Below are 25,278 nucleotides of genomic sequence, written 5' to 3' on the forward strand. Positions count from 1 at the left end.
TACAAGTGAAAAATATGTCCGTCATGCAGAACTTTTGTTACAATAGAGATTGATTATTTAAAAAGGAGTTGCAGCATGACGGAAATTTGTTTAGTACGACATGGACAAACTGATTGGAATTTTCAAGAAATTATTCAGGGGCGAGAAGATATTCCGCTTAATGAAGTTGGTAAGAAGCAAGCGAGTCAAAGTGCAGCTGCTTTACAAGAAGAAACGTGGGATATCATTATAAGTAGCCCGTTAATTAGAGCGCAAGAAACGGCTAATGAAATCGCAAAGGCGGCTGGATTACAATCGATTTTATTAGATGATCGATTTGTTGAACGGAATTTTGGAGAAGCTTCAGGGAAGCCAGTTGCGACTGTTAGAGAGTTGATTGCTGAGGGTAAAGTAGAAGGTATGGAGCAAGATGAAGAGATTGTAGCTCGTTGCTTTGCTGCTTTAGAAGATGTTGCAACAACTCATTTTGGCAAACGTATTATTATTGTTGCTCACTCACACGCGATAAAAGCAATTTTACATGCCATTGAACCAGATGAAATTACATTTAAGACACCATTAAAAAATGCGTGTATTAGTTATGTGAAACAAAATAGTGGGAAATGGGATGTTCTTAAATATAATATAGCGGAACATATTAATGTATAAGTGTGTACGGATATAGTGTGAAAATAGTTTCATTATATCTTTCTTTTGAGTAAGTCACTTCAATTAGTAGTTCTAATCTAAATGTGGTATGATGGATACTCGGAGGTGTCTCTCATGATTGTAGCGACGCTAGAAAGCGTATTAATATTAGATAAGGCAGAGCAGCTTGCAAAAGCGATTATCTGTTCAGATATAGCAGAAGATTATCGTAAGTATTATAGAGAATTACATGAAGATATAGAACTTCAGACGTTAATTCAGCAATTTACAGCGATGAAAGAACGGTATGAGGAAGTACAGCGCTTTGGAAAATACCATCCTGACTACACTACCGTATCGATGAAAATGAGAGAATTAAAGCGTTCTGTGGACTTACATGATAAGGTTGCAGCTTTTAAAAGAGCAGAAACTGCTTTGCAGAAGTTATTAGATGAAGTTAGTGTAGCAATCGGTTCGGAAGTGTCTTCTTCCATTAAAGTACCAACAGGAAATCCATTCTTTGATGCTGGTGGCTGTGGTGGAGGTTGTGGTACTGGCGGAGGTTGTGGTTGTAAAAAAACGGGGTGATGTACCCCGTTTTTTAGAAGTTGGAAGAAAACGTATACAGAGTTTGTCCTGTAATGTTATAAATTTCTGATTGGTTTTCATAGAATATAAAATATATGTTTTTAAAAGGAGAAGATGGAGAAGATTATGTTCGGGCAACGACAAAGTATGATTGTTTATTTACATTCATTGAAACATGCCAAGATTTTAAGGAAATATGGTAATATACATTACATATCAAAACGATTAAAATATGCTGTAGTATATTGTGACATGGAACAAATTGAGCATATGATGCATAAGTTGAACAAACTTCCTTTTGTGAAAAAGATAGAACAGTCGTATCGCCCGTATTTAAAAACGGAATTTGAAAATTCCCGTCCTGATCGAGCAAAAGAATACGATTATAGCTAATAGAAAAAATCCCCTGCTAAATTTAGCGGGGGATTTTTTAATTGAAATAAAGTGTTATTTCATCGGAGGAATGAAATTGTTCATTCGTAAAATACCAATTAAATGATTAAAAAATAGTTCTTTTTCTGGGAAAGTTGTAGATGGCTTTACAGTAAAAGTAGCCACTTTTTTTCCGAGTTGCTCTGCCGTTTCTTCAAATAAAATGACACGTTTACTTTTTTTATTTTCAAATACAGGAATGCCTTCACGACATATGTATAATGGTTGGAAATCACCAGTAGTAGTTGGTTTTAATATTACAACAAGCGAACACACTTTTTTATCGTTTTTTATCGTTTCAAATTGTAACATATGTGCTATACGTTCTTGATTTGTTTTGGCAATTTCAAGTAATTCATATAAATCAGAGTAGCCTTCTCCGAGTTCTATAAAGCGTTGAATCATATTTTTTCCTCCTCTTTCTTTTACTGTACCATTTCACTTTTTAAATGAAAAGCACACAAAGAAAAAAAACCCTGCATAGCAGGGCCCTTCTTATACTAGCATGTACTAGTAAGAAGGCAAAGGGAGAGGAGAAACCGGAGGAAGAACTTATGGGGAAACGTAAGTCTTCTCCGCGGTTGGCAACAACATCGAAGGTGATGTTGTTATAATTATTTATGTCCAATCTAAATGAAGATATACATAATGAAATTAAATTTTATGTCAGGCTTTTTATTTTTCTTTTTTTTATTTTGTGATAGGATAAAAAAGATAAAGTGGAACTAATATACATATTGGATTCATATTAGTGAATGATGAGATGAATACATAAAAATAATGAGTGGTTATTTGATGCTGAGTTTTCTAATATTTTGGTGAATGTAATTTGTTAACGGTTACCAAAGTGGGAATGGCTTTCTATAATCGCTCGATAGATTGAAATAAAGGTAGTGACAACAGATGAGAGTAGTTTCAGGAAAATGTAAAGGACACCCACTTAAAGCGGTTCCTGGTAATACAACACGTCCAACGACAGATAAAGTAAAAGAATCTATTTTTAATATGATAGGTCCTTATTTTGATGGTGGTATCGCCCTTGATTTATTTGGTGGTAGTGGTGGCCTTGGAATTGAGGCTTTGAGCAGAGGGATCGATAAAGCGATTTTTGTTGATAGGGATAGTAAAGCGATAAAAGTAATTCATCAAAATTTAGAAAGTTGTAGAATACAGGAACAAGCTGAAGTATATCGAAATGATGCGGAACGTGCAGTAAAGGCGCTTATAAAACGTGAAATGTCATTCGATCTTATATTAATAGACCCACCATATAAAGAGCAAAAAATTGTATCTTTAATTAGTGTAATGGATCAACATGGATTGCTACATAGTGATGGATTAATTATGGCAGAGCATGGTAATGATGTAGTTTTACCTGATTCAATAGGAAAGCTTGTAAAAGTACGAGCTGAGAATTATGGGATTACTGCAATATCGATTTATAAGTATGAAGGTGAGGGGACAGAATGACAAGTATAGCTATTTCTTCAGGAAGTTTTGATCCAATTACCCTTGGGCATCTGGATATTATTAAAAGGGGAGCAAAAGTATTTGATGAGGTGTACGTAGTCGTTTTAAACAATTCATCTAAAAAACCATTCTTTTCAGTTGAAGAGCGATTAGAACTAATTCGAGAAGCGACAAAGGATATCCCGAATGTAAAAGTAGATTCGCATAGTGGGCTGTTAGTAGAGTATGCAAAAATGCGTAATGCAAATGCAATATTACGTGGTTTACGAGCAGTTTCTGATTTTGAATATGAGATGCAAATTACTTCTATGAATCGAAAATTAGATGAAAATATTGAAACATTTTTTATTATGACAAACAACCAATATTCATTTTTAAGCTCGAGTATTGTGAAAGAAGTTGCGAGGTATGGAGGGAGTGTAGTAGATCTTGTGCCTCCTATTGTAGAGCGTGCTTTAAAAGAAAAGTTTCAAACCCCGTTAAAGTGAACGGGGTTTTTCTTTATACGTGCGAAAAAATAATAAAATAACATATAAATATAGACAAAATAATGTGAAAATTGGTCCGTAATGTATAAAAGATGTCCAAATTTCATGTAGTATAGAAGGATGCTTGGATAAAAATACAGGAATATCTTTTTGCATAGGTGAGAAAGAACTTACTTTCTCATAAAATGGTGTCCAAAATATAAATGTAAAAATAGGGGCAAGAATACTTTGAATAATTCGTGCGAAAAAATAGGGTTTAAATCGGATGTCTGTTTCAGCTAATATGCTAGCAACTTGTGCCTGAATAGAAAGACCGCTAAATGCTAAAATGAAGCTTGTTACCATAGCTTGTTGTAAGAGGGGTGTTTCATTTATTTGACTAATCATTTGGCTTCCGAGTGTCATTTCGAAAACACCTGATAATATAGGTATACTAAAATCTGTACTTAGTTGGAAGAATGATAAAATATGTTGCATAATAAAAGAAAGAGCTGCTGTAATGTGGAATACAGTAATCATTTTATTTAACACAGAGAATAAAATAATAAATCCGCCAATCATAAGTAATGTTTGAATAGAAGAAACGATAGCATCCCCAAGTAATTTACCGATTGGTCTTTTTTCTTGTAAGCGTGTCTCGTGAAGAATTAAAAAAGGGTTTTGAAAGCGGCGTTTTTTTGTAGTGTGTGTATTATTTTTGTAAGCGGTATTATGGCCGTAAAAACGCATAATTAATCCGACAGCAAAGTTACTTAAATAATGGGCAGCCGCTAATATAATCCCTAATTTTGGATTATTAAAAAAACCGATAGACACAGCACCGAAAATAAAAAGTGGATTAGAAGAATTTGTGAAAGAAACGAGGCGCTCCGCTTCAATCTGAGTTAAAAGGTTGCTTTTTCGTAGTCTAGCGCTTAGTTTGGCGCCTGCAGGGAAACCTGAAGCCATTCCCATTGCCCAAACGAATCCACCTATCCCTGGAACGCGAAAAAGTGGGCGCATGAGTGGTTCTAATATAACGCCAATAAATTTTACAACACCGATACTAATTAGAAGTTCCGCAATGATGAAAAACGGTAGTAGTGAAGGGAATACAACTTCCCACCATATATTTAACCCGCGAATAGAAGCTTGTAAAGCGGCTTGGGGGTGGAGTACAAGAGAAAAGGTTAAAAAAAGCGTTGATATGGTAAGGAAAGCGGTTTTCCATTTTTCATACATGTAAGTAAATCCCCCTTTGTCCCAAAAAACGTTCATTTCAGTATACGTGGATACGTAGTGAATTTAGACCATAAGTATGAAAAAGGAATGAAAAAAATTAAAGGGTGAGAAAAATGAAAGAACCAAAGATTGGTTTAGCACTTGGGTCTGGAGGAGCGAAAGGGTTTGCTCATATTGGTGTAATAAAGGTTTTAAGGGAAGCTGGTATCCCTATTCATATGATTGCAGGAAGTAGTATGGGGGCGCTAATAGGTACGTTTTATGCGGCAAGTAGTAACGTTGAAAGATTGTATAAATTGGCATCTGTTTTCAAGCGGAAGTATTATTTAGATTTCACGGTACCGAAAATGGGATTTATTGCTGGAAAACGTGTCAAAGATATGATTAAAATGTTTACATATAATAAAAATTTAGAAGAGTTAGATATCCCGACGGCTGTTGTGGCTACTGACATATTGAAGGGGGAAAAAGTGGTTTTTACAAGTGGACCAGTTGCAGATGCGGTGAGGGCTAGCATATCTGTTCCTGGAGTGTTTGTACCAGAAAAAATAGATGGACGATTATTAGTGGATGGTGGGGTTATTGATCGCATCCCAGTATCGGTTGTGAAAGAATTAGGGGCCGATATTGTTATCGCTGTTGATGTGTCTCCAATTAAGGTGAATGGCGATGTTACGTCCATTTATGACGTAATCATGCAAAGTATAGAAATTATGCAGCATGAGCTTGTAATGAATCGGCAAATTGCATCGGATTTAATGATGCGACCAGCTGTAGAGCAATTTAGTTCACGTGCTTTTACAAACATTGAAGACATTATTCGAGTTGGAGAAGTAGAAGCGGAAAAACATGTTTCAAATATTTATTTATTAATTGAGCAGTGGAAGGAGAAACATAATGTTTAAGCGTTTTCGGTTTATATATGCAATCTTAATAGGGGTTATATTGGCGATGTTACTTGTTTACGTGCGTTTACCGTATTATGTAACAAAACCAGGAATGGCTGCCAAATTAGAGCCTTACGTTCAAGTTGAGGGTGGAACGAAAGAATCTGGTGATTTTATGCTTGTTACGGTTTCAATGGGACCAGCAAATGTGGTGAATTTAATAGCGGCACAGTTTAATAAATATACACATATTTCAAAAGCGGAAGAAATATTGCAAAAAGGTGAGAGTGATGAAGAATATCAATTTCGCCAAAATTATGCGATGAAAGATTCACAAAATGCAGCAATTTATAATGCATATAAACGTGCAAATCGCTCCGTTTCTTTTGAAAATAAAGGTGTATTAGTTGCTGGTGTGGCAAAAGGAATGCCGTCAGAAGGAAAGCTTAAGCTTGGTGATGTTATTATAGCTGTTGATGGAAAAACATTTGAAAAGACGGAGCAATTTATTGAATATATGACTGGGAAAAAAGAAAGCGATGCTGTAAGTATTGAGTACATGAGAAATGGAAAACAATTGAAAGAAAATTTAAATGTAAAGACGATTCCTAATGGGAATGGACGTGTCGGTATAGGTGTTTCTATCGTTACGGAAAGAGAATTAGTGGTCGATCCGAAAGTGAAAATTAATTCTCATGAAATTGGTGGACCATCCGCAGGTTTAATGTTCACATTAGAAATATATAATCAACTTGTGGAAGAAGACTTAACAAAAGGACATGAAATAGCTGGAACAGGTACAATTAATGAAAAAGGAGAAGTTGGCCCGATTGGTGGTATAAATCAAAAAGTGGTGGCTGCTAGCGATGCTGGGGCTGAGGTGTTCTTTGCGCCAAATGAAAAAGGAGCGGAGAAATCGAACTATAAAAATGCACTTGAGACTGCAAAGGACATTAAAACAAAAATGAAAATTGTACCAGTGGATACGCTGGATGATGCGTTAACATATTTAGAAAAGATGGATAAGGAAAAAACCTCTCTGAAATAGAGAGGTTTTTTTATAGGAATTTTGTAGTTGTTTCATCATAGCGAATAGGATGGTGTGTTATATCCTGTTTTAATAGTTGCGTGCGTAACGGTTCGTGCATGATGGAGAAATATACAGAGTTTGCTTTTTTCTCTATATCTAAAGCAGCATGGTCAAATGTTTTTGTATGAGTAAGGATTGGAAGTTCGATTTTTTTCTTGTTTTTTGAAAGATAAGTTTGTCCTTTTTGTGACATGCCTAGCAGGCGGATATATGGTGCATGTTGTTCTATATTTGCGCTACGTATTTCCTCTTTTGTTGTGTTTGTTAAAATGTGTGTACAAGCTCTTTGTAGTCTAGTCCATGTATAACGTTTTGTTTTTAATGCTTCCATGAATGAATAGAAGGAGGAACTGTTTTGTATTTTTGATAAAATACGATGCTCTAAACCTTCTTCTATTTCATATATATGTCGTAAGTCTCCTGAAGACATTGTCATGAGTTTATATTTAAAAAATGAAAAGTATTGTTCCCAATTATGTAATATCCCGTAGTTTTGTTTGTAATTTGCTAAAAGCGAAGTGGTTGCCTGTGGGAGAAAAGGTTCAATTGTTGTAAATGATCCTTCTTCGCTAAAGAGTTGTTTCCGAATGCTTGTCGCGCTTGCAATATGTTGGTCATTAAATGTTTCATCATGATAATGAGAGGCGAATCTTTTTATAGTTTGAGCTTGTATAGAGCTATTTTGTGACAGAATTGCTTTAATGTATTGGAAGCCTAAAATATTATTTGGTTGTGACATATCTATGTTTTTTTCGGATGTTAAAATGTGTGAAAAAGCATCCGATGTTGCTTTTGCATAACTATTTCCAGCGTCCATGAATTGTTTTACAAGGCAGTTAAAAGTCTCTTCTTCGTTTTTTTGTACGGAGATGGTATTATAAAAATTTTCGATTTGTCCATCCTCACTACCGAAACAAATTTCAGAAACATGTAGGGCATTTAAAATGGAAATAGCACCATTTGCGAAGGTTTCAGCCTTTTGTGTTGCAAAGACGTATGGAAGCTCTACAACAAGGTCTACGCCGTTTGCTAAGGCCATTTTAGTGCGATACCATTTGGAAATGAGTGCGGGCTCACCACGCTGTAAAAAAGGACCACTCATAACGGCAATTATTATATCGGATTGTGTTAACTTTTTTGTCTCTTGCACATGATAAAGGTGACCGTTATGAAAAGGGTTATATTCAACAACAATACCACCAGCTTTTATGGTAATCTCTCCTTTCGATGTAGCATCTTTTTGAAAAACGTGATACTCTATATATTATTTACTATGATGACTTCATTATAGTGTAAAGAAAAAACATTGACAAATATAAAATGGCTAGCTATAATTTTGTTTGTTGCCTTGAGGTGATATGATATGAAATGGTCCATCCATCAATTGAATAAATTGAGAAATAAAGGATTGACATTGGATGAGATGGTAGATGTAAGTGAGCTAAAAGAGGTCGAGAAAGATATTCGTGAAATTAATCCTGTTCATGTAACGGGAAGAGTTGATTTTGGCTCCGGTAAGTTTACGTTTCATCTACATATAACTGGAAGCATGGTTTTACCATGTTCTCGCTCTTTAGTAGATGTGACATTACCATTTGACATTAAAACAACTGAGGTGTTCCAAACTTCACAAGAAGAATTTGAAACTGAAGCTGAAATTCATTGTTTAGAAGGAGAAGTACTTGACTTACTGCCCGTAATCAAGGAAAATATACTTTTGGAGATTCCAATGCAAATTTTCAGTGATGATGTTTCTGGTGGAGCACCGACGCAAGGTCAAGACTGGCAAGTGATTTCGGAAGAAGACAAAGAAAAGACTGTCGATCCAAGATTGGCAGGACTTGCAAAGTTTTTTGACAAATAATCGGAAGACTGGTTCAGGCCTTCATATGAAAATAACTATTTCTTTTAAGGAGGTGGGAAGAATGGCTGTACCTTTTAGAAGAACTTCTAAAACAGTAAAAAGAAAGCGTCGTACGCATTTCAAATTATCAGTACCTGGTATGGTAGAGTGCCCAAGCTGTGGTGAAGCGAAATTAGCTCACCGTGTATGTAAAGCATGCGGTACTTACAAAGGTAAAGAAGTAATCAGCAAGTAATTGCGGGAAAATAAACGCAGAAGATATCTTCTGCGTTTATTTTTTTTGTCTTAATCTTTAGTTGTTGTATTCTATCTTTTCTAGTAACTGCATATGCTTAATAAAAAATGCATAGGGAGGACTAGAGAAATGGCGACAACAAGACAAGATGCTTGGACTGATGATGAAGATTTGCTTCTGGCAGAAGTAGTACTCCGGCATATTCGAGAAGGTGGAACACAACTTTCTGCCTTTAAGGAAGTGGGGAAAAATTTATCTCGTACACCAGCAGCATGTGGATTTAGATGGAATTCTTACGTAAGAAAGCAATATAAAGAACGTATTGAGGAAGCGAAGCAACTTCGTAAAGTAGAAAATTATGAAGTGAAAGAGACAAAAGTGTTAGAACCTACGTCAATTACGTTGAATGATGTTATTGATTTCTTGCAAAATTATAAAGATGAAAACTCTTTAACGGTGTTGCAACAACAAGTTGAATCATTACAAACAGAAAGAGAGCGTCTTCTGGAGCGATTATCAGTATATGAGGAAGAGTATAGAACATTGCTTGATTATATCGATCAAAAAAGAAGTGTAATGGTAGCGGAAAGAAACAATGCTCGCTCGACTGAGAAGTTAGAGAAGCTTAAGAAATAAAAAAACAGCTGTTATACAGCTGTTTTTTTTATTTCTTAAGCCGATTCTTCATTTGTAACCGCATTCAAATTTGTTTCTGGATGCCAAATATAAAAATCTCCATCAGTTACTGATACGGGGCTGAAATTTAATTTATCCCAAAAACCAGCTGAATGAATACGCGCTATCGTTTTAATAGGAAATTGGAGTTGTTTCGCATGATTTACAAGCATTTGTCCGAATCCTTGTTTTTGAAAAGTTGGTAATACTTCAAGTTTATAAAGTTCTAGGTAAGGACCTGTAATTTCGAATGGTTCTCCGCCGTTTCTTTTCATATATAGACTCATACGTGCGATTAGTGATCCGCCATAATAAATACCGTAAAATGGAGATTCACTGTCGTTTTCAATAATGTTTGCTTGCAATTCTTCCAGCATAGATAGTTCCTGGGCTCCGCACCCTTTAAATTTTTTGAATTCATCTAACGTTTTATAATTGATGAGCAAGCGCTCAACTTTTGGGAATCCCATTACATCACATCCTTTTCTTATCTCGTTGAATGCAGAAAAGTAAAAATATTTATAATAATAGTATAACTCATTTTTTTATTTTTATGAAGAAGATAGTATATTTCTTTTATTATTTTTTTGAGGATTTGCTAAACTAAGAGTATAAGCGTATTAATAGGCAGTATATACATAGTGAAAAGTGAGAGTGTATTTGTTTGGCAGAGGACAACGAAATTATAGGGTGTGCTTATGTACTTTAAAAAGATATAAAAAAGGGGGGGAGGCAAGGGCGCTTAATGTGAATCCCTTGTGTGAAAATGAAAATTGGAATTGTCGGACCAGGTGCTATTGGTCTATTGTATACATTTTATTTACAAAAAAGTAACCAAGATGTTACGTTGTTTACAAGAACAGCTAAGCAAGCTGAAGAGTTAAATGAAACAGGTGTAACTTGTATTAGAGATGGAAGATGTGAAACAGTATATCCAGCTGTTTTACCGATAGAAAGTATGGTAGCGCAAAATTTAGATTATATATTTATTGCTGTGAAGCAATATCATATAGATGACATACTACCGTTTGTGGAAGGTGCATCATCATTAATCTTTTTGCAAAACGGAATGTCGCATCTTCCAAAGATGCTGCAAATAGGGAGTGAAAATATAGCTGTTGGTATTGTAGAACATGGTGCGAAAAAAGAGGGAGGGCACATCGTTCATCATACTGGAGTAGGTGTAACGAGATTTGGAGTGGTTTGTGGCCAATCTATACATTTTAAAAAAATATTTCATTCTTTTCCGGTTGCTTATTTTCCAGTTCAAATAGAAACAGATTGGGAAGAGATTATGCGCAAAAAATTAGTAGTAAATGTATGTATCAATCCGTTGACAGCGTTATTGGGAGTTAAGAATGGTGAATTAATCACGAATCGTTTTTTTTATCAAATGATGGAGCAAGTGTTTCAGGAGGTCGCATTTCTTATTAGAGGAGAAAAAGAAATGGTATGGCAAATGGTACGAAATGTGTGTGAAGGAACGTCTCGTAATACATCCTCTATGTTAGCGGATGTAAGAGCGAATAGACAGACGGAAATTAATGCGATTGTTGGGTATGTATTAGAAGAGGCTAAGAAACAGCAACGACCAGTTCCGATACTTCAATTTTTGTTCGATGCAATAAAGGGGTTAGAAACAAGAGTATAAGTGTTATTCTTTGCTTTTAAGTGAAACATTGACTACAATGTGGATTGGTGAGAGAACTGGATACGAAAGGAAGAATTATATGGAGATAAAAGAAATCTCTGTTCCGCAACAAGGTGTTGTAGCGGACTATATGAACGGTAAAAAAGAGATACAGTCATGTTTTGATTATATGTTAACAGAAGATGCTTTTAAACAACGTTTACATGATTTGCGTGAAAGGGAGTTTTTCCGCCAAGATTTAGTAGCGCATTTATTAGAATATAATACAAAATTACAAGCGGGAGAATCTACACTTCAAAATGTAAAAGCGCTTGGAGATGAAAATACATATGTTGTTATAGCTGGACAACAAGCGGGGTTATTAACTGGACCGCTTTATACAATTCATAAAGTTATTTCAATTTTACAGCTTGCAAAGGAAAAGGAAGAAAGTTTAGGAGTTAAAGTTGTCCCTGTCTTCTGGATTGCGGGTGAAGATCATGATATGGATGAGATTAACCATACTTTTGTAGCGAAAAATAAAAAGATGAAAAAAACTATTTTTTATGATCGTAATCCGAAAAAGGCGAGTGCTTCTGAGTCTGAACTTTCTGTTGAAGATTGTAGAAGTTGGATTGAAGAGATTTTTAAAACATACCCAGAAACAAATTTTACAAAGGATGTATTAAAATTTGTTGATGATGCTTTGAAAAAATCGAATACGTATGTAGATTTCTTTGCTCATCTTATTACGAAAATCTTTGCTAATTCTGGTTTAATCCTTGTTGATTCACATCATCCTGAATTAAGAAAGTTAGAAATTCCATTTTTTAAGCGAATTATAAGTAAGTATAAAGAGGTGCAAGAGGGGCTTCGTAATCAGCAGGAAGTAATTAAAGAACTAGGATACAAACCGATTATTGAAACGAAGTCTCATGCAGTGCATATATTCATGGAAATAGATAATGAACGAGTATTGCTTGAAGAGCATCAAGGTAAGTTTGTTGGAAAGGATGGGGCGCATTCCTTTTCATATGAAGAGTTGATTGAAGAAATGGAGAGAAATCCGGCACGTTTTAGTAATAATGTTGTAACGCGTCCTCTTATGCAAGAGTATGTATTTCCTACGCTCGCATTTATTGGAGGTCCAGGGGAATTAGCTTATTGGAGTGAATTACAACAAGTATTCCATACTGTCGGTTTTCAAATGCCACCTGTCGTTCCTCGTCTTACAATTACTTATGTGGAGAGAGATATAGCGACAGATTTATTCGATCTGCAATTGAGAGAAAGTGATCCGTTTTTAAATGATGTCGATAAACTGCGTGAAAACTGGTTGTCTAATCGAGTAGAGGAACCGATTGATGATCATTTTGAAAAGGCGAAAAAAGAAATTGCCGATATTCATATATCTTTACAGCAATTTGTAAAGAAAATAGAGCCAGGATTAGGTGCGTTTGCAGGGAAAAACGAATTGAAAATTAATGAACAAATTGAACTGCTGGAAAGAATGTTGAAAAGAAATGTTGAGAAAAAGTATGAGGTTGAGCTAAATAAATTCCGCCGTATACAATTCGCACTTCGTCCATTAGGTGCGCCGCAAGAACGTGTGTGGAATGTATGTTATTATTTAAATCAGTTTGGTTTGGATTTCGTTGATCGTGTAATGGAAAACCCTTTTTCTTGGGACGGAAAACATCATGTTATAAAACTATAAAATCTTGCTCTTTGGAGCAGGATTTTATTTTTATTCCGTTGAATTTACTGTGAAGTGATTTTTTTCTGAATTATCAATCAAAAAAGTGTTGGATATGGTAATTGTGTTGGATACTTAAATATATGACAAAATAGCACAAAATGTAAACGTATTATTCGCTTTTTCGACAGTTTTTTATTTAAATTCCCGCAAAAGATGATAAAATTTAGTATATAATAAAAGAAAATAGCGATTTGTATAGTATGTTGCCTTTGTTGGTAAGTTAAATGAGTCGTTCTTTCGTATTATTTCATTCTCTAAGCGTGAAATATGTGCTTAGAGGAAGGGATACATTCAACATAATTAATTGGAAAAAGAGTAGGTGCAACAATGTTTAAACACGTAACAGTGCTTTTAAAGGAAACAGTAGACGGCTTAGATATAAAGCCAGATGGTACATATGTAGATTGTACACTGGGGGGAGGAGGACATAGTTCTTATTTATTATCCCAATTAACTGAAGGTGGAAAATTAATAGCGTTTGATCAAGATGAGATAGCGATTCAAAACGCGAAAGAAAAGTTCTCTTCATACGGTGAACAGTTTATAACAGTAAAGAGTAACTTCCGTTATTTAGCTGAAAAACTGCAAGAAATAGGTATAACAGAAGTAGACGGTATTTTATTTGATTTAGGTGTTTCATCCCCACAATTAGATACACCAGAGCGAGGCTTTAGTTATCATCATGATGCACCGTTAGATATGCGGATGGATCAAGATGCCCCATTAACGGCATATGATGTTGTAAATAGCTGGTCATATGAACAACTTGTAAGGATTTTCTTCCAATACGGTGAAGAGAAATTTTCAAAACAAATTGCAAGAAAAATTGAAGCTTATCGTGAGAATAAAGCTATTGAAACGACAGGAGAATTAGTAGAGCTAATTAAAGAAGGTATTCCGGCTCCTGCTCGTAGAACTGGTGGGCATCCTGCTAAGCGGGTGTTTCAGGCAATTCGTATAGCTGTAAATGATGAATTAAAAGTATTTGAAGAAGCATTGGAATCTGCTATTGAGATGGTTAAGCCAGGTGGAAGGGTTAGTGTTATAACATTCCATTCATTGGAAGATCGTATTTGTAAAACAACGTTTAAGCGAAATAGTACAACGCCACAATTGCCACCAGGATTACCGATTATTCCTGATGAATTTAAGCCGAAATTAAAGCTTATTACAAGAAAACCGATTTTACCTTCTGATATAGAGCTAGAAGAAAATAATCGTGCGCGTTCTGCGAAGTTGAGAATCGCTGAAAAACGATAAAAGGGAGAGAGAGGTATGACTAATTTAGCTGTAAAGTACAAACAACAAGCGCAAGAAGAGGTGCAAATTCAAACGCCCCCACAGCAGATGGCTAAGCCGAAGGTTAAAGCGAAAATTACAAGAATCGAAAAACTGTTGTATGTAGCGTTTATTGGCTTTTTATTGTATGCCTGTGTCGCGTTTATTGGAAATAAAGCAGGCCTTTATCAAGTTAATGTAGAAGCAGCGACGATAGAAGAAAAAATTGTACAGCAGCAAAAAGAAAATCAAGAATTACAAGCTGAAGTAGAGAAGTTAAGTCGCTATGAACGAATCGCTGAAGTTGCAAAAAAACATGGGCTAGAAATTAATGCGAATAATGTGAAAGGCCTCAAATAAGGCAATAGGTGTGAAGGAACGATGAAGAAGAATATGACTAAATTTCATACCAATAAGGGAGCAGGTTATTTTATGATATTTTTCCTCCTGCTCTTTTTGCTGTTATTAGCCCGATTTTTTTACATACAATCAACAGGAACAGTTCATAATCAGGATTTAGATGCACTTGCTAAACAAAAGCATAGTAAAAAAGGAGTTCTTGAAGCGAACCGAGGAACCATTTATGATCAAAACGGTCATGTGTTAGCACAAGACGCAAACTCTTATAAAATAGTAGCTGCGCTAAAAGGTGCTAACTCTGTTGAGAATAAAGAAGATACTGCAAAGAAAATTGCAGGAGTACTTGGAAAAGGCGAAGAGGATATTTTAGCTTCTTTAAATAAGGAAGGTAGAAGTCAAGTCGAATTTGGAACGTTAGGCAAGGATTTGACGAAAGAAAAGAAGGAACAAATAGAAGCGTTGAAATTGCCGGGAATATCTTTTATTACAGAAAATGCAAGGGTGTATCCAAACGGTGATTTTGCATCTTACGTTATAGGTCATGCAAAACCAAATGAGAATGGAACCTCGGTAGGTCAATTTGGCATAGAAAAAAGCTTGGATAAATACTTAAGTGCTTCTAATGGAGAAGTAGCGTATACAGGTGATCGTAAAGGTGTATCCCTTGATGGTGGAAAAGTTAATGTAAAGGCACCTAAAAATGGAGATAACGCTTATTTAACAATTGATCAACGTGTCCAAAGTTATTTAGAAGACGCGATGAAAGCAGCAAGTAAGCAATATGAGCCAGAAAGTTTAATAGGGATTGTTGCAGATCCGAAAACCGGAAAAATATTAGCGATGTCTACTAAACCTAGTTATGACCCTAATGATCGTCAAATTAAATATTTCTTCAATGACGCAATTGCCAATGCATTTGAACCTGGATCAACAATGAAAATTTTCACGTTAGCGGCAGCTATTAATGAAGGTGTGTACAAAGGGCAAGATTATTATCAGTCCGGGACATATCAAGTCGGAAATAGGAAAATAAAAGATCATAACGGTGGTGCTGGTTGGGGCTCTATCACGTTTGATGAAGGGGTAGAGCGTTCTTCAAACGTAGCGTTTGCAATTTTAGGAGATCAAAAACTTGGTCCAGAACGTTTCCGAAAATATATTCATAGTTTTGGATTAGATGAAAAAACGAACATTGATTTATCAGGTGAAGGATCGAATACAATTTTATTTGATCAGCAAATACAACAAGTGACAACAGCTTTTGGACAAGGTTCCACTGTAACACCAATTCAGCTTGTACAAGCTGCAACGGCCATTGCAAATGATGGGAAAATGATGAAACCTTATGCAATTGATAAAATTGTAGATCCAATAACAGACAAAGTAAAATTAGAACATAAGCCAGAAGAAGTAGGAAAACCTGTTACAAAGGAAACAGCAGCGCAAGTAAGACAGTTATTAGAACGTGTTGTTACATCTCCGAAAGGTACAGGGACAGCTTATAAAATTGATGGATATTCAGTTGGTGGTAAAACAGGGACAGCGCAAATTCCGGATGGAAAAGGCGGCTATATGACAGGAAGACAGAATTATATATTCTCATTCTTAGGTATGGCACCAATGGACGACCCACAACTTGTTGTGTATGTAGCTGTTAAACAGCCGAAATTAAAAGATGATGAGAACGGTGCACAGCCTTTAGCTGATATTTTTAAATATGTAACAAAAAATAGTTTAGAGTATTTAAAGATTAAGCCAAATGAAGTGAAAGATCCGAAAAAACATCTGAAAGAACAACAAACTACTGTTCCAGATGTAACTGGTAAAACGATGGCTGAAGCGGGGAAAGCAATTGATAAAGCAAAACTTCGTCCAATCGTACTAGGTGAAGGGAAAGTACAGCAACAAGTACCAAAAGCAACTGAACAAACATTGAAAGGCGACCGAGTCTTCTTGGTAGGAGATAAGCCTACAATGCCAAATATACAAGGATGGGCACTGCGTGATGTTATGAATTTAGCGAAGACATTACAGCTTAACTTGAAGCCTTCTGGTACAGGATACGTAACAGAGCAAAGTGTGGCGGAAGGAACATTATTACAACCTGGTACAGAATTAGGTGTCACACTCGTACCGCCACTCGAACCACAACAAGAAGCAGAAAAGCCGTAATGGTAAAAGAGAAGAAGTTCTAATTAAATAAGTACAAGCATATATTGGAACAAGCTAGGCGTAAGGGAGGCTTGTTCCGATATGCGTGTATCAAATGTAACAGTTAGAAAACGACTTATTTTTATACTTATATCAGGTATACTTATTTTCACTATTATCGATATTCGTCTTGGATATGTGCAATTTTTTCTTGGGAATATGTTAACGGATCGTGCGAAAGATTCATGGAGTCGTAATATTACTTTTGAACCCGAACGTGGGAAAATTTTAGACCGAAATGGTGTGGAACTTGCCACGAATAAAAGTGCTCCAACTGTCTTTGTTGTACCGAGGCAAATTGAAAAACCAGCAGAGACTGCAGAGAAGTTAGCTGCAGTATTAGGTGTGGAAAAAGATGAGATTTATAAAAGAATTACAAAAAAAGAATCGATTGTAAGGTTAGATAAAGGCGGAAGGAAAATATCACATGACAAAGCGAAAGAAGTACGAGGATTAAGTTTGAAGGGCGTGTATATCGCAGAGGATTCTATCCGGTACTATCCATTTGGAAACTTTTTATCACATGTATTAGGTTTTGCAGGTAGCGATAACCAAGGTCTTATGGGGCTAGAAAAATATTATGATAAAGAGCTAAATGGGGACAAAGGTCATGTTCGTTTTTTTGCAGATGCGAAAGGACAAAGGATGCCTAATGTTGGTGATGATTTCAAAAAGCCAGAAGCCGGTTTGAATTTAGGATTAACAATCGATGCGCGTATTACAAGGATTATGGAAAGAGAAATGAATATTGCGGAGTCAACTTATAATCCAGACGGTATGATTGCAATTGCAATGAATCCTAAAAATGGTGAAATTTTAGGTATGTCTAGTCGGCCGAGTTTTGATCCAGCGGATTTTCAAAGTGTCTCTCCAGAAGTGTATAACAGAAATCTACCTGTGTGGAGTACGTATGAGCCTGGTTCAACATTTAAGATCATTACACTAGCTGCAGCATTGAATGAAAATTTAGTAGACTTAGAGAAGGATACGTTTTATGATGATGGAGCAGCTGAAGTCGGTGGAGCTAGATTGAAATGCTGGAAAGCAGGAGGTCATGGCAGTCAAACGTTTTTAGAAGTCGTTCAAAACTCATGTAACCCGGGATTTATTGAACTTGGTGATCGCCTTGGTAAAGACCGATTATTTAAATACATTCGTAATTTTGGTTTTGGGCAGAAAACTGGGATTGACTTGCAAGGTGAAGGCAGTGGGATTTTATTTAATTTAGATAAAGTTGGTCCAGTAGAGCAAGCGACAACTTCATTCGGCCAAGGGGTTTCTGTTACACCAATTCAACAAGTAGCAGCTGTAGCGGCGGCTGTAAATGGTGGAACATTGTATCAGCCGTATATAGCTAAGGAGTTTATTGATCCGAAAAATAATCAAGTTGTTAGTAAAAAGACACCTGTTGAGAAAAGAAAAGTTATTTCCAAGGAAACTTCAGAAAAAGTTCGTTATGCATTAGAGAATGTTGTAGCGAAAGGTTCTGGTAAAGGTGCTTATATTGATGGATATCGTGTAGGTGGAAAAACGGGTACTGCTCAAAAGGTGAAAGATGGTAAATATTTAGAGAATAATTATATTGTATCTTTTATCGGATTTGCTCCAGCGGATGATCCAGAGATTGTTGTGTATGTTGCTGTTGATAATCCAAAAGGGGTTACACAGTTTGGTGGAGTGGTAGCAGCTCCAATTGTCGGGAATATCCTTCGAGATGCGCTTCCTGTTATGGGAGTGAAACCGAGAAAAGAACAAGTTGAAAAAGAATATAAATGGGGCGATACACCAACTGTGGAAGTTCCGAATTTAATTGGAATGAAAAAGAAAGATTTACAAACACAACTCGTCGATTTGCAGCTTGATATAAGTGGAGATGGAGAGAAAGTAATTAAGCAATCACCAGAAGCGGGAGCTAAAGTAAAAGAAGGCTCAAAAATTAGAATTTACTTCGGGAATTAAAGGTAACATAGTACGTTTTATGGTACAATTGGTGGAAGTGAGTTCTTTATAGAACAGTTACTTAACTTGAGACAATAAGTGTCTCAGTCATAAATAGGCCAGTAGCACTTACCTCCTTATATAGGAGGTAATGTGTTGCTTACTGAAAAAAAGATAAATAAACAATGTAGAGAGGGTTTAGTGAAATGAAGTTGCATACACTTTTATCATGTTTGCATGATTTTCCAGTTGTTCCAAAAGAAAATCCAGAAATCACATCTATAGAAGCTGATTCACGTAAAGTGAAAGAAGGAAGCTTATTTGTATGTATGAAAGGATATACGGTTGATAGCCATGATTTTGCTAAGCAAGCAGCGGCACAAGGAGCGGCTGCTATTGTTGCGGAAAGACCAATTGATGTTGACGTTCCAGTTGTACTTGTGAAAAATACTTTTCGTTCGTTAGCGGTTTTAGCTGATTATTTTTATGGTCAACCGACACACAAGTTACATTTAATTGGAATTACAGGTACAAATGGAAAGACAACAACATCGCATATTATGGATGAGATTATGCGAGCACATGGTCATAAAACAGGGCTAATTGGAACGATTAATATGAAAATCGGTGATGAAACATTTGAGGTGAAAAATACAACACCAGATGCACTAACACTTCAACAGACGTTTTCAAAAATGGTTGAACAAGGTGTGGACAGCACGGTAATGGAAGTTTCGTCACATGCGTTAGATCTTGGTCGTGTACACGGATGTGATTACGATGTAGCGGTGTTTACGAACTTAACACAAGATCATTTAGACTATCATAAAACGATGGAAGAATATAAACATGCAAAAGGGTTACTATTTGCACAGCTTGGCAATAGTTATAATCATAATCGTGAAAAGTACGCTGTGCTGAATAGCGATGATAATGTAACAGAAGAGTATATGAGAAGTACTGCAGCAACTGTTGTAACATATGGTATTGATACAACAAGTGACATTATGGCAAAAAATATCGTTATGACGAGTGGTGGAACTACATTTACCCTTGTCACACCGTATGAAAGTGTAAATGTTACGATGAAATTAATAGGTAAATTTAATGTATATAACGTACTTGCAGCAACAGCAGCAGGGCTTGTTTCGGGTGTGAAATTAGAAACAATCATTGCTGTTATAAAGGAACTAGCTGGGGTTCCAGGGCGTTTTGAAGTTGTTGATGGAGGACAAAATTATACAGTTATTGTTGATTACGCACATACGCCGGATAGTTTAGAAAATGTATTAAAAACTGCAAAACAATTTGCAAAAGGTGATGTGTATTGTATCGTTGGTTGTGGTGGCGATAGGGACCGAACGAAGAGACCGATAATGGCAAGTGTTGCAACAAAATATGCAACTCATGCAATTTACACATCAGATAATCCAAGAAGTGAAGATCCAGCGGCTATTTTAGATGATATGGTACATGGTGCAAGTGGAAATAATTATGAAGTGATTATTGATAGAAAAGAAGCGATACACCATGCAATCACTAAAGTGAAAGCAGATGATATCATTATTATTGCTGGTAAGGGTCATGAAACGTATCAAATTATTGGTAAAGAAGTTCATCATTTTGATGATCGAGAAGTTGCGAAAGAAGCAATTACAGGGCGTTTAAACAACGAAGAGTAACAACGTGAGAGGAGGACTACATGTGCTTGAGCAAGGTTTATTAGTAACGGCTGGGGTAGCATTCTTAATTTCTGTTGCCCTTTCGCCATTGTTTATTCCATTTTTAAGAAAATTAAAGTTCGGACAGAGTATTCGTGATGAGGGACCAAAGTCACATCAAAAAAAATCAGGGACACCGACAATGGGTGGTATCGTCATATACGTATCTATGATGGTAACTTCACTTATTATGGCGATTAAGTTTAATTATTTAGGTGCAGAGGTTTCGTTATTACTATTAGTGACGTTTGGTTACGGATTAATCGGATTTTTAGATGACTACATAAAGGTAGTTAAGAAGAGAAATCTTGGTTTAACATCAAAACAAAAATTAGTAGGGCAGCTTGTTATTGCTATTGCATTCTTTTTAATTGGAAAAGGGCAAGCGTTCCACACATACATCATGATTCCGGGAACGGATGTTAAGTTTGAATTAGGTTGGGCGTATTTTGTACTTGTACTATTTATGCTTATTGGTGGATCAAATGCAGTTAACTTAACTGACGGTTTAGATGGTTTATTATCAGGAACAGCTGCTATTGCATTTGGAGCATTTAGTATTATTGCTGTGGCACAAGAGCAATTTGGAGTAGCGATATTCTGTATGGCAGTGGTAGGAGCTGTACTTGGATTTTTAGTATTCAATGCGAATCCAGCAAAAGTGTTTATGGGAGATACAGGTTCATTAGCTTTAGGTGGAGCCATTGCAGCTGTAGCGATTTTATTAAAACAAGAATTGCTACTTGTAATTATTGGCGGAGTATTCGTCATGGAAACTTTATCGGTTATTATTCAGGTCATTTCATTTAAAACAACAGGAAAACGTGTCTTTAAAATGAGTCCATTACACCATCATTATGAATTATGTGGTTGGTCAGAGTGGCGTGTTGTTGTGACGTTTTGGTCTGCAGGATTTTTATTAGCTGTGTTAGGAATTTATATCGGGGTGTGGATGTAATTGAAAACTGTAACTGAATTTCAAAATAAGAATATTCTTGTATTAGGCATTGCAAAAAGTGGTTATGCAGCAGCTACATTGTTACAAAAGTTAGGGGCGAATGTCATTGTAAATGACGGAAAGCCTTTAGCAGACAATGTACTTGCTGCAGAATTACAAGCAAAAGGAATGGACGTTGTATGCGGTGGCCATCCTTTAGAATTATTAGAGAGAAATATTTCTCTTGTCGTTAAAAATCCAGGAATCCCGTATTCTAATCCAATATTAGTTGCTGCGAAAGAAAAGCAAATTCCAATTGTTACGGAAGTTGAATTAGCATATCGTATTTCAAAAGCGCCATTTGTTGGAATTACAGGATCTAATGGTAAAACGACGACAACAATGCTGACATTTGAAATGTTAAAAGAAGGACAAAAGCATCCTGTTATTGCAGGGAATATAGGAACTGTAGCTTGTGAAGTAGCACAGGATGCAAAAGAAAATGAAGTTGTAGTTACAGAACTTTCATCGTTCCAATTGATGGGAGTAGAATCGTTCCAACCTAAAATTGCAGCGTTCTTAAACTTATTTGAAGCCCACTTAGATTATCATGGGACGAAGAAGGAATATGGTTTAGCAAAAGCAAATGTTTTTAAAAACCAAACAGAAAACGATTATAGTGTAATAAACGCGGATGATGCAGATGTAATGGCTTTATCTGCGGATACTAAAGGTCAAAAAATCTTGTTTTCGACAACGAAAGAAATTGAAGATGGCGCGTGTATAAAAGATAACGCTCTTTATTTCAAAGGTGAAAAAGTTGTTGAAGTAAGCGATATCGTTTTACCTGGTCAACATAATCTAGAAAATATTTTAGCTGCGATGAGTATTGCGAAATTATTAGGTACTTCTAATGAAGCAATTACGGTCGTGTTAAAACGTTTTACGGGTGTAAAACATCGTTTAGAATATGTAACAACGATTAACAACCGTAAGTTTTATAATGACTCAAAAGCAACGAATATGTTAGCGACTGAGAAAGCACTATCTGCGTTTACACAACCGATTGTGTTACTAGCAGGTGGGCTTGACCGCGGAAATGAATTCGATGATTTAATTCCGTATTTCAAAAATGTAAAAGCGATTGTAACATTTGGACAAACAGCTCCCAAACTAGTAAGAGCGGCAGAAAAAGCGGGATTAGATATAATTGAAAGTGTCGATACTTTAGATGAAGCAGTGGTGAAAGCTTATGCTCATTCTAAAGAAGGTGATGTTGTTCTTCTTTCTCCAGCGTGTGCAAGCTGGGATCAATTTAAAACATTTGAAGAAAGAGGAGACATTTTTATACAAGCTGTGCATAAACTTATATAAAGTAAATCAAAACATCAGTAGGCTAACACCTACTGATGTTTTGTTACATAGGGCAAAAGGTTCTGCCTAAAGAGGTGGTGTTTGTGGGTAATGAAGAAAACGCCTGATTTTATGCTCATCATCGTAACACTTTCATTGTTGACAATCGGAATGATTATGGTTTATAGTGCGAGTGCAGTTTGGGCCTCTTATAAAATGGGGGACTCATTCTTTTTTGCAAAAAGACAATTACTGTTTGCGGGTCTTGGTGTAGTAGCTATGTTTTTTATTATGAAAATTGATTATTGGGTGTGGCGTACGTATTCAAAAGTAATTTTGCTAGTTTGCTTCATTCTTCTTATTCTCGTTCTTATTCCTGGAGTAGGTCTTGTTCGAGGAGGAGCACGAAGTTGGATTGGGATCGGAGCATTTTCGATTCAACCGTCAGAATTTATGAAGTTTGCGATGATTATTTTCTTGGCAAAGTTTTTAGCGGAACGGCAAAAATTGATTACATCTTTTAAACGTGGTTTATTACCGGCTCTTAGTTTTGTGTTTCTTGCTTTTGGGATGATTATGTTACAGCCAGACCTTGGGACAGGAACGGTAATGGTTGGGACATGTATCATTATGATATTTATTTCGGGAGCGAGGGTCTTTCACTTTGCAATGTTTGGTTTGATTGGTGTAGCAGGATTTGTAGGGTTAATTGCATCAGCACCGTATCGAATGAAACGCATTACATCATATTTAGATCCGTGGTCAGATCCGCTTGGAAGTGGATTTCAAATTATCCAATCATTACTCGCAATTGGACCTGGTGGATTATTTGGGCTTGGACTTGGACAAAGTAGACAAAAATTTCTTTATTTACCTGAACCACAAACTGACTTTATATTTGCGATCTTATCCGAGGAATTAGGTTTTATTGGTGGTTCATTTGTGTTATTATTATTTAGTCTATTATTATGGCGCGGGATTCGTATCGCATTAGGAGCGCCAGATTTATATGGTACGTTTTTAGCAGTAGGTATTGTGGCGATGATTGCGATTCAAGTAATGATTAATGTTGGTGTTGTAACAGGACTGATGCCTGTTACGGGTATTACCTTGCCGTTTTTAAGTTATGGTGGATCAAGTTTGACATTAATGTTAATGGCAGTAGGTGTATTATTAAATATAAGTCGCCATTCTCGCTACTAAACCCTGTTTATAAGACAGGGTTTTTCGTATGTGTGTAAAAATGCAATATGTATATAGAAATAAATATAATGGAAATAAGAAAAGAGAAGCGGAGGAGTTAGTAGTGCGTGTATTAGTGAGTGGTGGGGGTACTGGTGGTCATATTTATCCAGCTCTTGCTTTAATTAGAGAAATAAAAAAGTTAAATCCAGAAGCAAGATTTTTATATATTGGTACGGAAAATGGACTAGAGAGTACAATCGTTCCAAAAGCAGGTATACCATTTCAATCTATTGTTATAAGTGGATTTAAACGAAAAATATCATTAGATAATGTGAAAACAGTAATGCGTTTTCTAAAAGGTGTACAGGATAGTAAACGATATATTCGTCGTTTTAATCCGGATATCGTAATTGGAACGGGTGGATATGTATGTGGACCAGTTGTATACGCTGCAGCCAAATTAGGTATTCCAACTATTGTACATGAACAAAATAGTGTACCAGGTGTAACGAACAAATTTTTAAGTCGTTATGTTGATAAAGTTGCTGTTTGTTTTGAAGCAGCTACAGAGCATTTTCCAGAGTCAAAAGTGGTAATGACAGGTAATCCGCGAGCATCAGAGGTAATGGATCAAAATGGAATGAAAGGGAAACGTTCAGTTGGGCTTTCTCTTCCTAAAAAGTCTGTACTTATATTTGGTGGAAGTCGTGGAGCTAGACCGATTAACGATGCCTTCGTTGAAGCAATTGAACAGTTTGGGAACAAAAGCTACGAAATACTATATGTAACAGGTGAAGTACATTATGACAAAGTGATGGAAGCCGTGAAGCAAAAAGGGAACCCGAACAATGTTATTATTAAGCCGTTCATTCATAATATGCCAGAGGTACTAACTGGTGTAGACCTTGTTGTTTCAAGGGCTGGGGCAACAACACTTGCAGAATTAACAGCGTTAGGAAAACCAAGTGTGTTAATACCGAGTCCGTACGTAACAAATAATCATCAGGAAAAGAATGCACGTTCAGTTGTTGATAAAGGAGCGGCAAAAATGTTACTTGAAAAAGATTTAACAGCTGAAACGCTTATTCGTGATATTGATGAGATTTTATTGGATGCACAAACATTACAAAATATGAAGCTAGCTGCTAAGCAACTAGGTATTCCAGATGCAGCAAATAAGCTGTATGAAGTAATGAATAAGCTTGTAAAAAAATAAAGTGAGGCTTTAATCAGTGGGGAGTGATTCTTTCTCGTTGATTATTACCTTTCACTAATCGGATGTTTACTGGCATCCCGATTCTCGCCTAACTTCTTTGTTACCGCCGAATT

General features: G+C 36.1%; 25 protein-coding genes. 21 read left to right on the forward strand and 4 right to left on the reverse strand.

All coding sequences use genetic code 11. The annotated features are described in order from the left end of the window. Window positions 1–75 precede the first annotated feature (75 nt). The 3 genes from AC1Q8M_RS19460 to AC1Q8M_RS19470 all read left to right on the forward strand — a co-directional run bounded on the left by AC1Q8M_RS19460 (window position 76) and on the right by AC1Q8M_RS19470 (window position 1,608). Window positions 76–648, forward strand: a complete 573-nt coding sequence (locus AC1Q8M_RS19460; RefSeq protein ID WP_000134944.1) for a histidine phosphatase family protein — start codon at window positions 76–78, stop codon at window positions 646–648. A gap of 114 nt (window positions 649–762) precedes the next feature. Continuing rightward, on the forward strand, window positions 763–1,215 hold the full coding sequence (locus AC1Q8M_RS19465; RefSeq protein ID WP_000634361.1) for a YlbF/YmcA family competence regulator: 453 nt from the start codon (window positions 763–765) through the stop codon (window positions 1,213–1,215). A 126-nt stretch (window positions 1,216–1,341) separates the two neighbouring features. Next, entirely contained in the window at window positions 1,342–1,608 is a 267-nt protein-coding gene (locus AC1Q8M_RS19470; protein ID WP_002082261.1) for a YlbG family protein, read from the forward strand. A 54-nt stretch (window positions 1,609–1,662) separates the two neighbouring features. Here the strand turns inward: AC1Q8M_RS19470 and AC1Q8M_RS19475 are convergent, their stop codons facing one another. Next, window positions 1,663–2,052 carry a DUF7147 family protein gene (locus AC1Q8M_RS19475; protein ID WP_000616017.1) on the reverse strand — a complete coding sequence of 130 codons (390 nt, stop codon included), beginning with the start codon at window positions 2,050–2,052 and terminating at the stop codon, window positions 1,663–1,665. Window positions 2,053–2,550: 498 nt separating this feature from the next. Between AC1Q8M_RS19475 and rsmD the strand changes: the two genes are divergently transcribed. Both rsmD and coaD read left to right on the forward strand, forming a co-directional pair. After that, window positions 2,551–3,117, forward strand: a complete 567-nt coding sequence (gene rsmD / locus AC1Q8M_RS19480) for a 16S rRNA (guanine(966)-N(2))-methyltransferase RsmD (protein WP_001266976.1) — start codon at window positions 2,551–2,553, stop codon at window positions 3,115–3,117. After that, on the forward strand, window positions 3,114–3,605 hold the full coding sequence (gene coaD, locus AC1Q8M_RS19485; protein ID WP_000200601.1) for a pantetheine-phosphate adenylyltransferase: 492 nt from the start codon (window positions 3,114–3,116) through the stop codon (window positions 3,603–3,605). Before rsmD ends, coaD begins: the two co-directional genes overlap by 4 nt. Here coaD and ylbJ read toward each other — a convergent pair. Next, window positions 3,597–4,826, reverse strand: a complete 1,230-nt coding sequence (gene ylbJ, locus AC1Q8M_RS19490) for a sporulation integral membrane protein YlbJ (RefSeq protein ID WP_000273089.1) — start codon at window positions 4,824–4,826, stop codon at window positions 3,597–3,599. The two genes, coaD and ylbJ, sit on opposite strands and share 9 nt — an antisense overlap. 113 nt (window positions 4,827–4,939) lie before the next feature. Here ylbJ and AC1Q8M_RS19495 point away from each other — a divergent pair, with 113 nt between their 5' ends. Both AC1Q8M_RS19495 and AC1Q8M_RS19500 read left to right on the forward strand, forming a co-directional pair. Continuing rightward, window positions 4,940–5,731: a patatin-like phospholipase family protein gene (locus tag AC1Q8M_RS19495; protein WP_000662590.1), complete on the forward strand. Its 792-nt coding sequence runs from the start codon at window positions 4,940–4,942 to the stop codon at window positions 5,729–5,731. Continuing rightward, window positions 5,724–6,761, forward strand: coding sequence for a SepM family pheromone-processing serine protease (locus AC1Q8M_RS19500; protein ID WP_000476299.1), 1,038 nt, complete (start codon window positions 5,724–5,726; stop codon window positions 6,759–6,761). The genes AC1Q8M_RS19495 and AC1Q8M_RS19500 overlap by 8 nt, the downstream gene beginning before the upstream one ends. A gap of 10 nt (window positions 6,762–6,771) precedes the next feature. Here AC1Q8M_RS19500 and AC1Q8M_RS19505 read toward each other — a convergent pair whose 3' ends face one another. Continuing rightward, window positions 6,772–7,953 carry a nucleotidyltransferase gene (locus AC1Q8M_RS19505; protein ID WP_255262970.1) on the reverse strand — a complete coding sequence of 394 codons (1,182 nt, stop codon included), beginning with the start codon at window positions 7,951–7,953 and terminating at the stop codon, window positions 6,772–6,774. A 213-nt stretch (window positions 7,954–8,166) separates the two neighbouring features. Between AC1Q8M_RS19505 and AC1Q8M_RS19510 the strand changes: the two genes are divergently transcribed. From AC1Q8M_RS19510 to AC1Q8M_RS19520, 3 genes are all read left to right on the forward strand, one after another. Next, window positions 8,167–8,667 carry a YceD family protein gene (locus AC1Q8M_RS19510; RefSeq protein WP_000872146.1) on the forward strand — a complete coding sequence of 167 codons (501 nt, stop codon included), beginning with the start codon at window positions 8,167–8,169 and terminating at the stop codon, window positions 8,665–8,667. Between the two features lie 61 nt (window positions 8,668–8,728). Further along, the gene (gene rpmF, locus AC1Q8M_RS19515; RefSeq protein ID WP_001984764.1) at window positions 8,729–8,902 is read left to right on the forward strand and encodes a 50S ribosomal protein L32; all 174 of its coding nucleotides are present in this window, start codon (window positions 8,729–8,731) and stop codon (window positions 8,900–8,902) included. Window positions 8,903–9,031: 129 nt separating this feature from the next. Then, window positions 9,032–9,538 carry an RsfA family transcriptional regulator gene (locus AC1Q8M_RS19520; protein ID WP_000246469.1) on the forward strand — a complete coding sequence of 169 codons (507 nt, stop codon included), beginning with the start codon at window positions 9,032–9,034 and terminating at the stop codon, window positions 9,536–9,538. A 35-nt stretch (window positions 9,539–9,573) separates the two neighbouring features. Here AC1Q8M_RS19520 and AC1Q8M_RS19525 read toward each other — a convergent pair whose 3' ends face one another. Continuing rightward, a complete protein-coding gene (locus tag AC1Q8M_RS19525; protein ID WP_000506690.1) occupies window positions 9,574–10,047 on the reverse strand; it encodes an N-acetyltransferase in 474 nt (157 codons plus the stop codon). A 296-nt stretch (window positions 10,048–10,343) separates the two neighbouring features. Between AC1Q8M_RS19525 and panE the strand changes: the two genes are divergently transcribed. The 11 genes from panE to murG all read left to right on the forward strand — a co-directional run bounded on the left by panE (window position 10,344) and on the right by murG (window position 25,165). Beyond that, window positions 10,344–11,228, forward strand: a complete 885-nt coding sequence (gene panE, locus AC1Q8M_RS19530) for a 2-dehydropantoate 2-reductase (protein WP_002094123.1) — start codon at window positions 10,344–10,346, stop codon at window positions 11,226–11,228. Between the two features lie 79 nt (window positions 11,229–11,307). After that, window positions 11,308–12,924 (forward strand): bacillithiol biosynthesis cysteine-adding enzyme BshC, encoded by a 1,617-nt coding sequence (bshC, locus tag AC1Q8M_RS19535; RefSeq protein ID WP_000403041.1) that lies wholly within the window; start codon window positions 11,308–11,310, stop codon window positions 12,922–12,924. A gap of 369 nt (window positions 12,925–13,293) precedes the next feature. Further along, on the forward strand, window positions 13,294–14,226 hold the full coding sequence (rsmH, locus tag AC1Q8M_RS19540; RefSeq protein ID WP_000472508.1) for a 16S rRNA (cytosine(1402)-N(4))-methyltransferase RsmH: 933 nt from the start codon (window positions 13,294–13,296) through the stop codon (window positions 14,224–14,226). 15 nt (window positions 14,227–14,241) lie between these two features. Then, window positions 14,242–14,604 (forward strand): cell division protein FtsL, encoded by a 363-nt coding sequence (gene ftsL / locus AC1Q8M_RS19545; RefSeq protein ID WP_000182804.1) that lies wholly within the window; start codon window positions 14,242–14,244, stop codon window positions 14,602–14,604. A gap of 21 nt (window positions 14,605–14,625) precedes the next feature. Continuing rightward, window positions 14,626–16,776 (forward strand): penicillin-binding protein, encoded by a 2,151-nt coding sequence (locus tag AC1Q8M_RS19550; protein ID WP_000739955.1) that lies wholly within the window; start codon window positions 14,626–14,628, stop codon window positions 16,774–16,776. A gap of 81 nt (window positions 16,777–16,857) precedes the next feature. Next, window positions 16,858–18,774 (forward strand): stage V sporulation protein D, encoded by a 1,917-nt coding sequence (locus AC1Q8M_RS19555; protein WP_001266235.1) that lies wholly within the window; start codon window positions 16,858–16,860, stop codon window positions 18,772–18,774. A 185-nt stretch (window positions 18,775–18,959) separates the two neighbouring features. After that, window positions 18,960–20,435, forward strand: coding sequence for a UDP-N-acetylmuramoyl-L-alanyl-D-glutamate--2,6-diaminopimelate ligase (gene murE, locus AC1Q8M_RS19560; protein WP_000766289.1), 1,476 nt, complete (start codon window positions 18,960–18,962; stop codon window positions 20,433–20,435). Window positions 20,436–20,457: 22 nt separating this feature from the next. Then, window positions 20,458–21,432, forward strand: coding sequence for a phospho-N-acetylmuramoyl-pentapeptide-transferase (mraY, locus tag AC1Q8M_RS19565; protein WP_000893060.1), 975 nt, complete (start codon window positions 20,458–20,460; stop codon window positions 21,430–21,432). Further along, the gene (gene murD / locus AC1Q8M_RS19570) at window positions 21,433–22,785 is read left to right on the forward strand and encodes a UDP-N-acetylmuramoyl-L-alanine--D-glutamate ligase (protein ID WP_000860103.1); all 1,353 of its coding nucleotides are present in this window, start codon (window positions 21,433–21,435) and stop codon (window positions 22,783–22,785) included. It begins immediately after the preceding gene. Between the two features lie 90 nt (window positions 22,786–22,875). Beyond that, window positions 22,876–23,967, forward strand: coding sequence for a stage V sporulation protein E (gene spoVE / locus AC1Q8M_RS19575; protein WP_000753524.1), 1,092 nt, complete (start codon window positions 22,876–22,878; stop codon window positions 23,965–23,967). A gap of 103 nt (window positions 23,968–24,070) precedes the next feature. Then, the gene (gene murG, locus AC1Q8M_RS19580; protein ID WP_024927913.1) at window positions 24,071–25,165 is read left to right on the forward strand and encodes an undecaprenyldiphospho-muramoylpentapeptide beta-N-acetylglucosaminyltransferase; all 1,095 of its coding nucleotides are present in this window, start codon (window positions 24,071–24,073) and stop codon (window positions 25,163–25,165) included. The last annotated feature ends 113 nt before the right edge of the window (window positions 25,166–25,278 follow it).

The sequence above is a fragment of the Bacillus sp. GW823-FHT06A10 genome (genome assembly GCF_058795375.1).

Excerpts from the sequence above, each read along its gene's own strand:
- bshC (WP_000403041.1), top strand. The coding sequence starts at position 11,308 with ATGGAGATAAAAGAAATCTCTGTTCCGCAACAAGGTGTTGTAGCGGAC.
- AC1Q8M_RS19470 (WP_002082261.1), top strand. The coding sequence starts at position 1,342 with ATGTTCGGGCAACGACAAAGTATGATTGTTTATTTACATTCATTGAAA.
- coaD (WP_000200601.1), top strand. The coding sequence starts at position 3,114 with ATGACAAGTATAGCTATTTCTTCAGGAAGTTTTGATCCAATTACCCTT.
- AC1Q8M_RS19465 (WP_000634361.1), top strand. The coding sequence starts at position 763 with ATGATTGTAGCGACGCTAGAAAGCGTATTAATATTAGATAAGGCAGAG.
- AC1Q8M_RS19475 (WP_000616017.1), bottom strand. The coding sequence starts at position 2,052 with ATGATTCAACGCTTTATAGAACTCGGAGAAGGCTACTCTGATTTATAT.
- ylbJ (WP_000273089.1), bottom strand. The coding sequence starts at position 4,826 with ATGTATGAAAAATGGAAAACCGCTTTCCTTACCATATCAACGCTTTTT.
- rpmF (WP_001984764.1), top strand. The coding sequence starts at position 8,729 with ATGGCTGTACCTTTTAGAAGAACTTCTAAAACAGTAAAAAGAAAGCGT.
- AC1Q8M_RS19555 (WP_001266235.1), top strand. The coding sequence starts at position 16,858 with ATGCGTGTATCAAATGTAACAGTTAGAAAACGACTTATTTTTATACTT.
- AC1Q8M_RS19460 (WP_000134944.1), top strand. The coding sequence starts at position 76 with ATGACGGAAATTTGTTTAGTACGACATGGACAAACTGATTGGAATTTT.
- AC1Q8M_RS19495 (WP_000662590.1), top strand. The coding sequence starts at position 4,940 with ATGAAAGAACCAAAGATTGGTTTAGCACTTGGGTCTGGAGGAGCGAAA.
- murE (WP_000766289.1), top strand. The coding sequence starts at position 18,960 with ATGAAGTTGCATACACTTTTATCATGTTTGCATGATTTTCCAGTTGTT.
- spoVE (WP_000753524.1), top strand. The coding sequence starts at position 22,876 with ATGAAGAAAACGCCTGATTTTATGCTCATCATCGTAACACTTTCATTG.
- rsmH (WP_000472508.1), top strand. The coding sequence starts at position 13,294 with ATGTTTAAACACGTAACAGTGCTTTTAAAGGAAACAGTAGACGGCTTA.
- AC1Q8M_RS19550 (WP_000739955.1), top strand. The coding sequence starts at position 14,626 with ATGAAGAAGAATATGACTAAATTTCATACCAATAAGGGAGCAGGTTAT.
- AC1Q8M_RS19520 (WP_000246469.1), top strand. The coding sequence starts at position 9,032 with ATGGCGACAACAAGACAAGATGCTTGGACTGATGATGAAGATTTGCTT.
- rsmD (WP_001266976.1), top strand. The coding sequence starts at position 2,551 with ATGAGAGTAGTTTCAGGAAAATGTAAAGGACACCCACTTAAAGCGGTT.
- AC1Q8M_RS19500 (WP_000476299.1), top strand. The coding sequence starts at position 5,724 with ATGTTTAAGCGTTTTCGGTTTATATATGCAATCTTAATAGGGGTTATA.
- ftsL (WP_000182804.1), top strand. The coding sequence starts at position 14,242 with ATGACTAATTTAGCTGTAAAGTACAAACAACAAGCGCAAGAAGAGGTG.
- panE (WP_002094123.1), top strand. The coding sequence starts at position 10,344 with ATGAAAATTGGAATTGTCGGACCAGGTGCTATTGGTCTATTGTATACA.
- AC1Q8M_RS19510 (WP_000872146.1), top strand. The coding sequence starts at position 8,167 with ATGAAATGGTCCATCCATCAATTGAATAAATTGAGAAATAAAGGATTG.
- AC1Q8M_RS19525 (WP_000506690.1), bottom strand. The coding sequence starts at position 10,047 with ATGGGATTCCCAAAAGTTGAGCGCTTGCTCATCAATTATAAAACGTTA.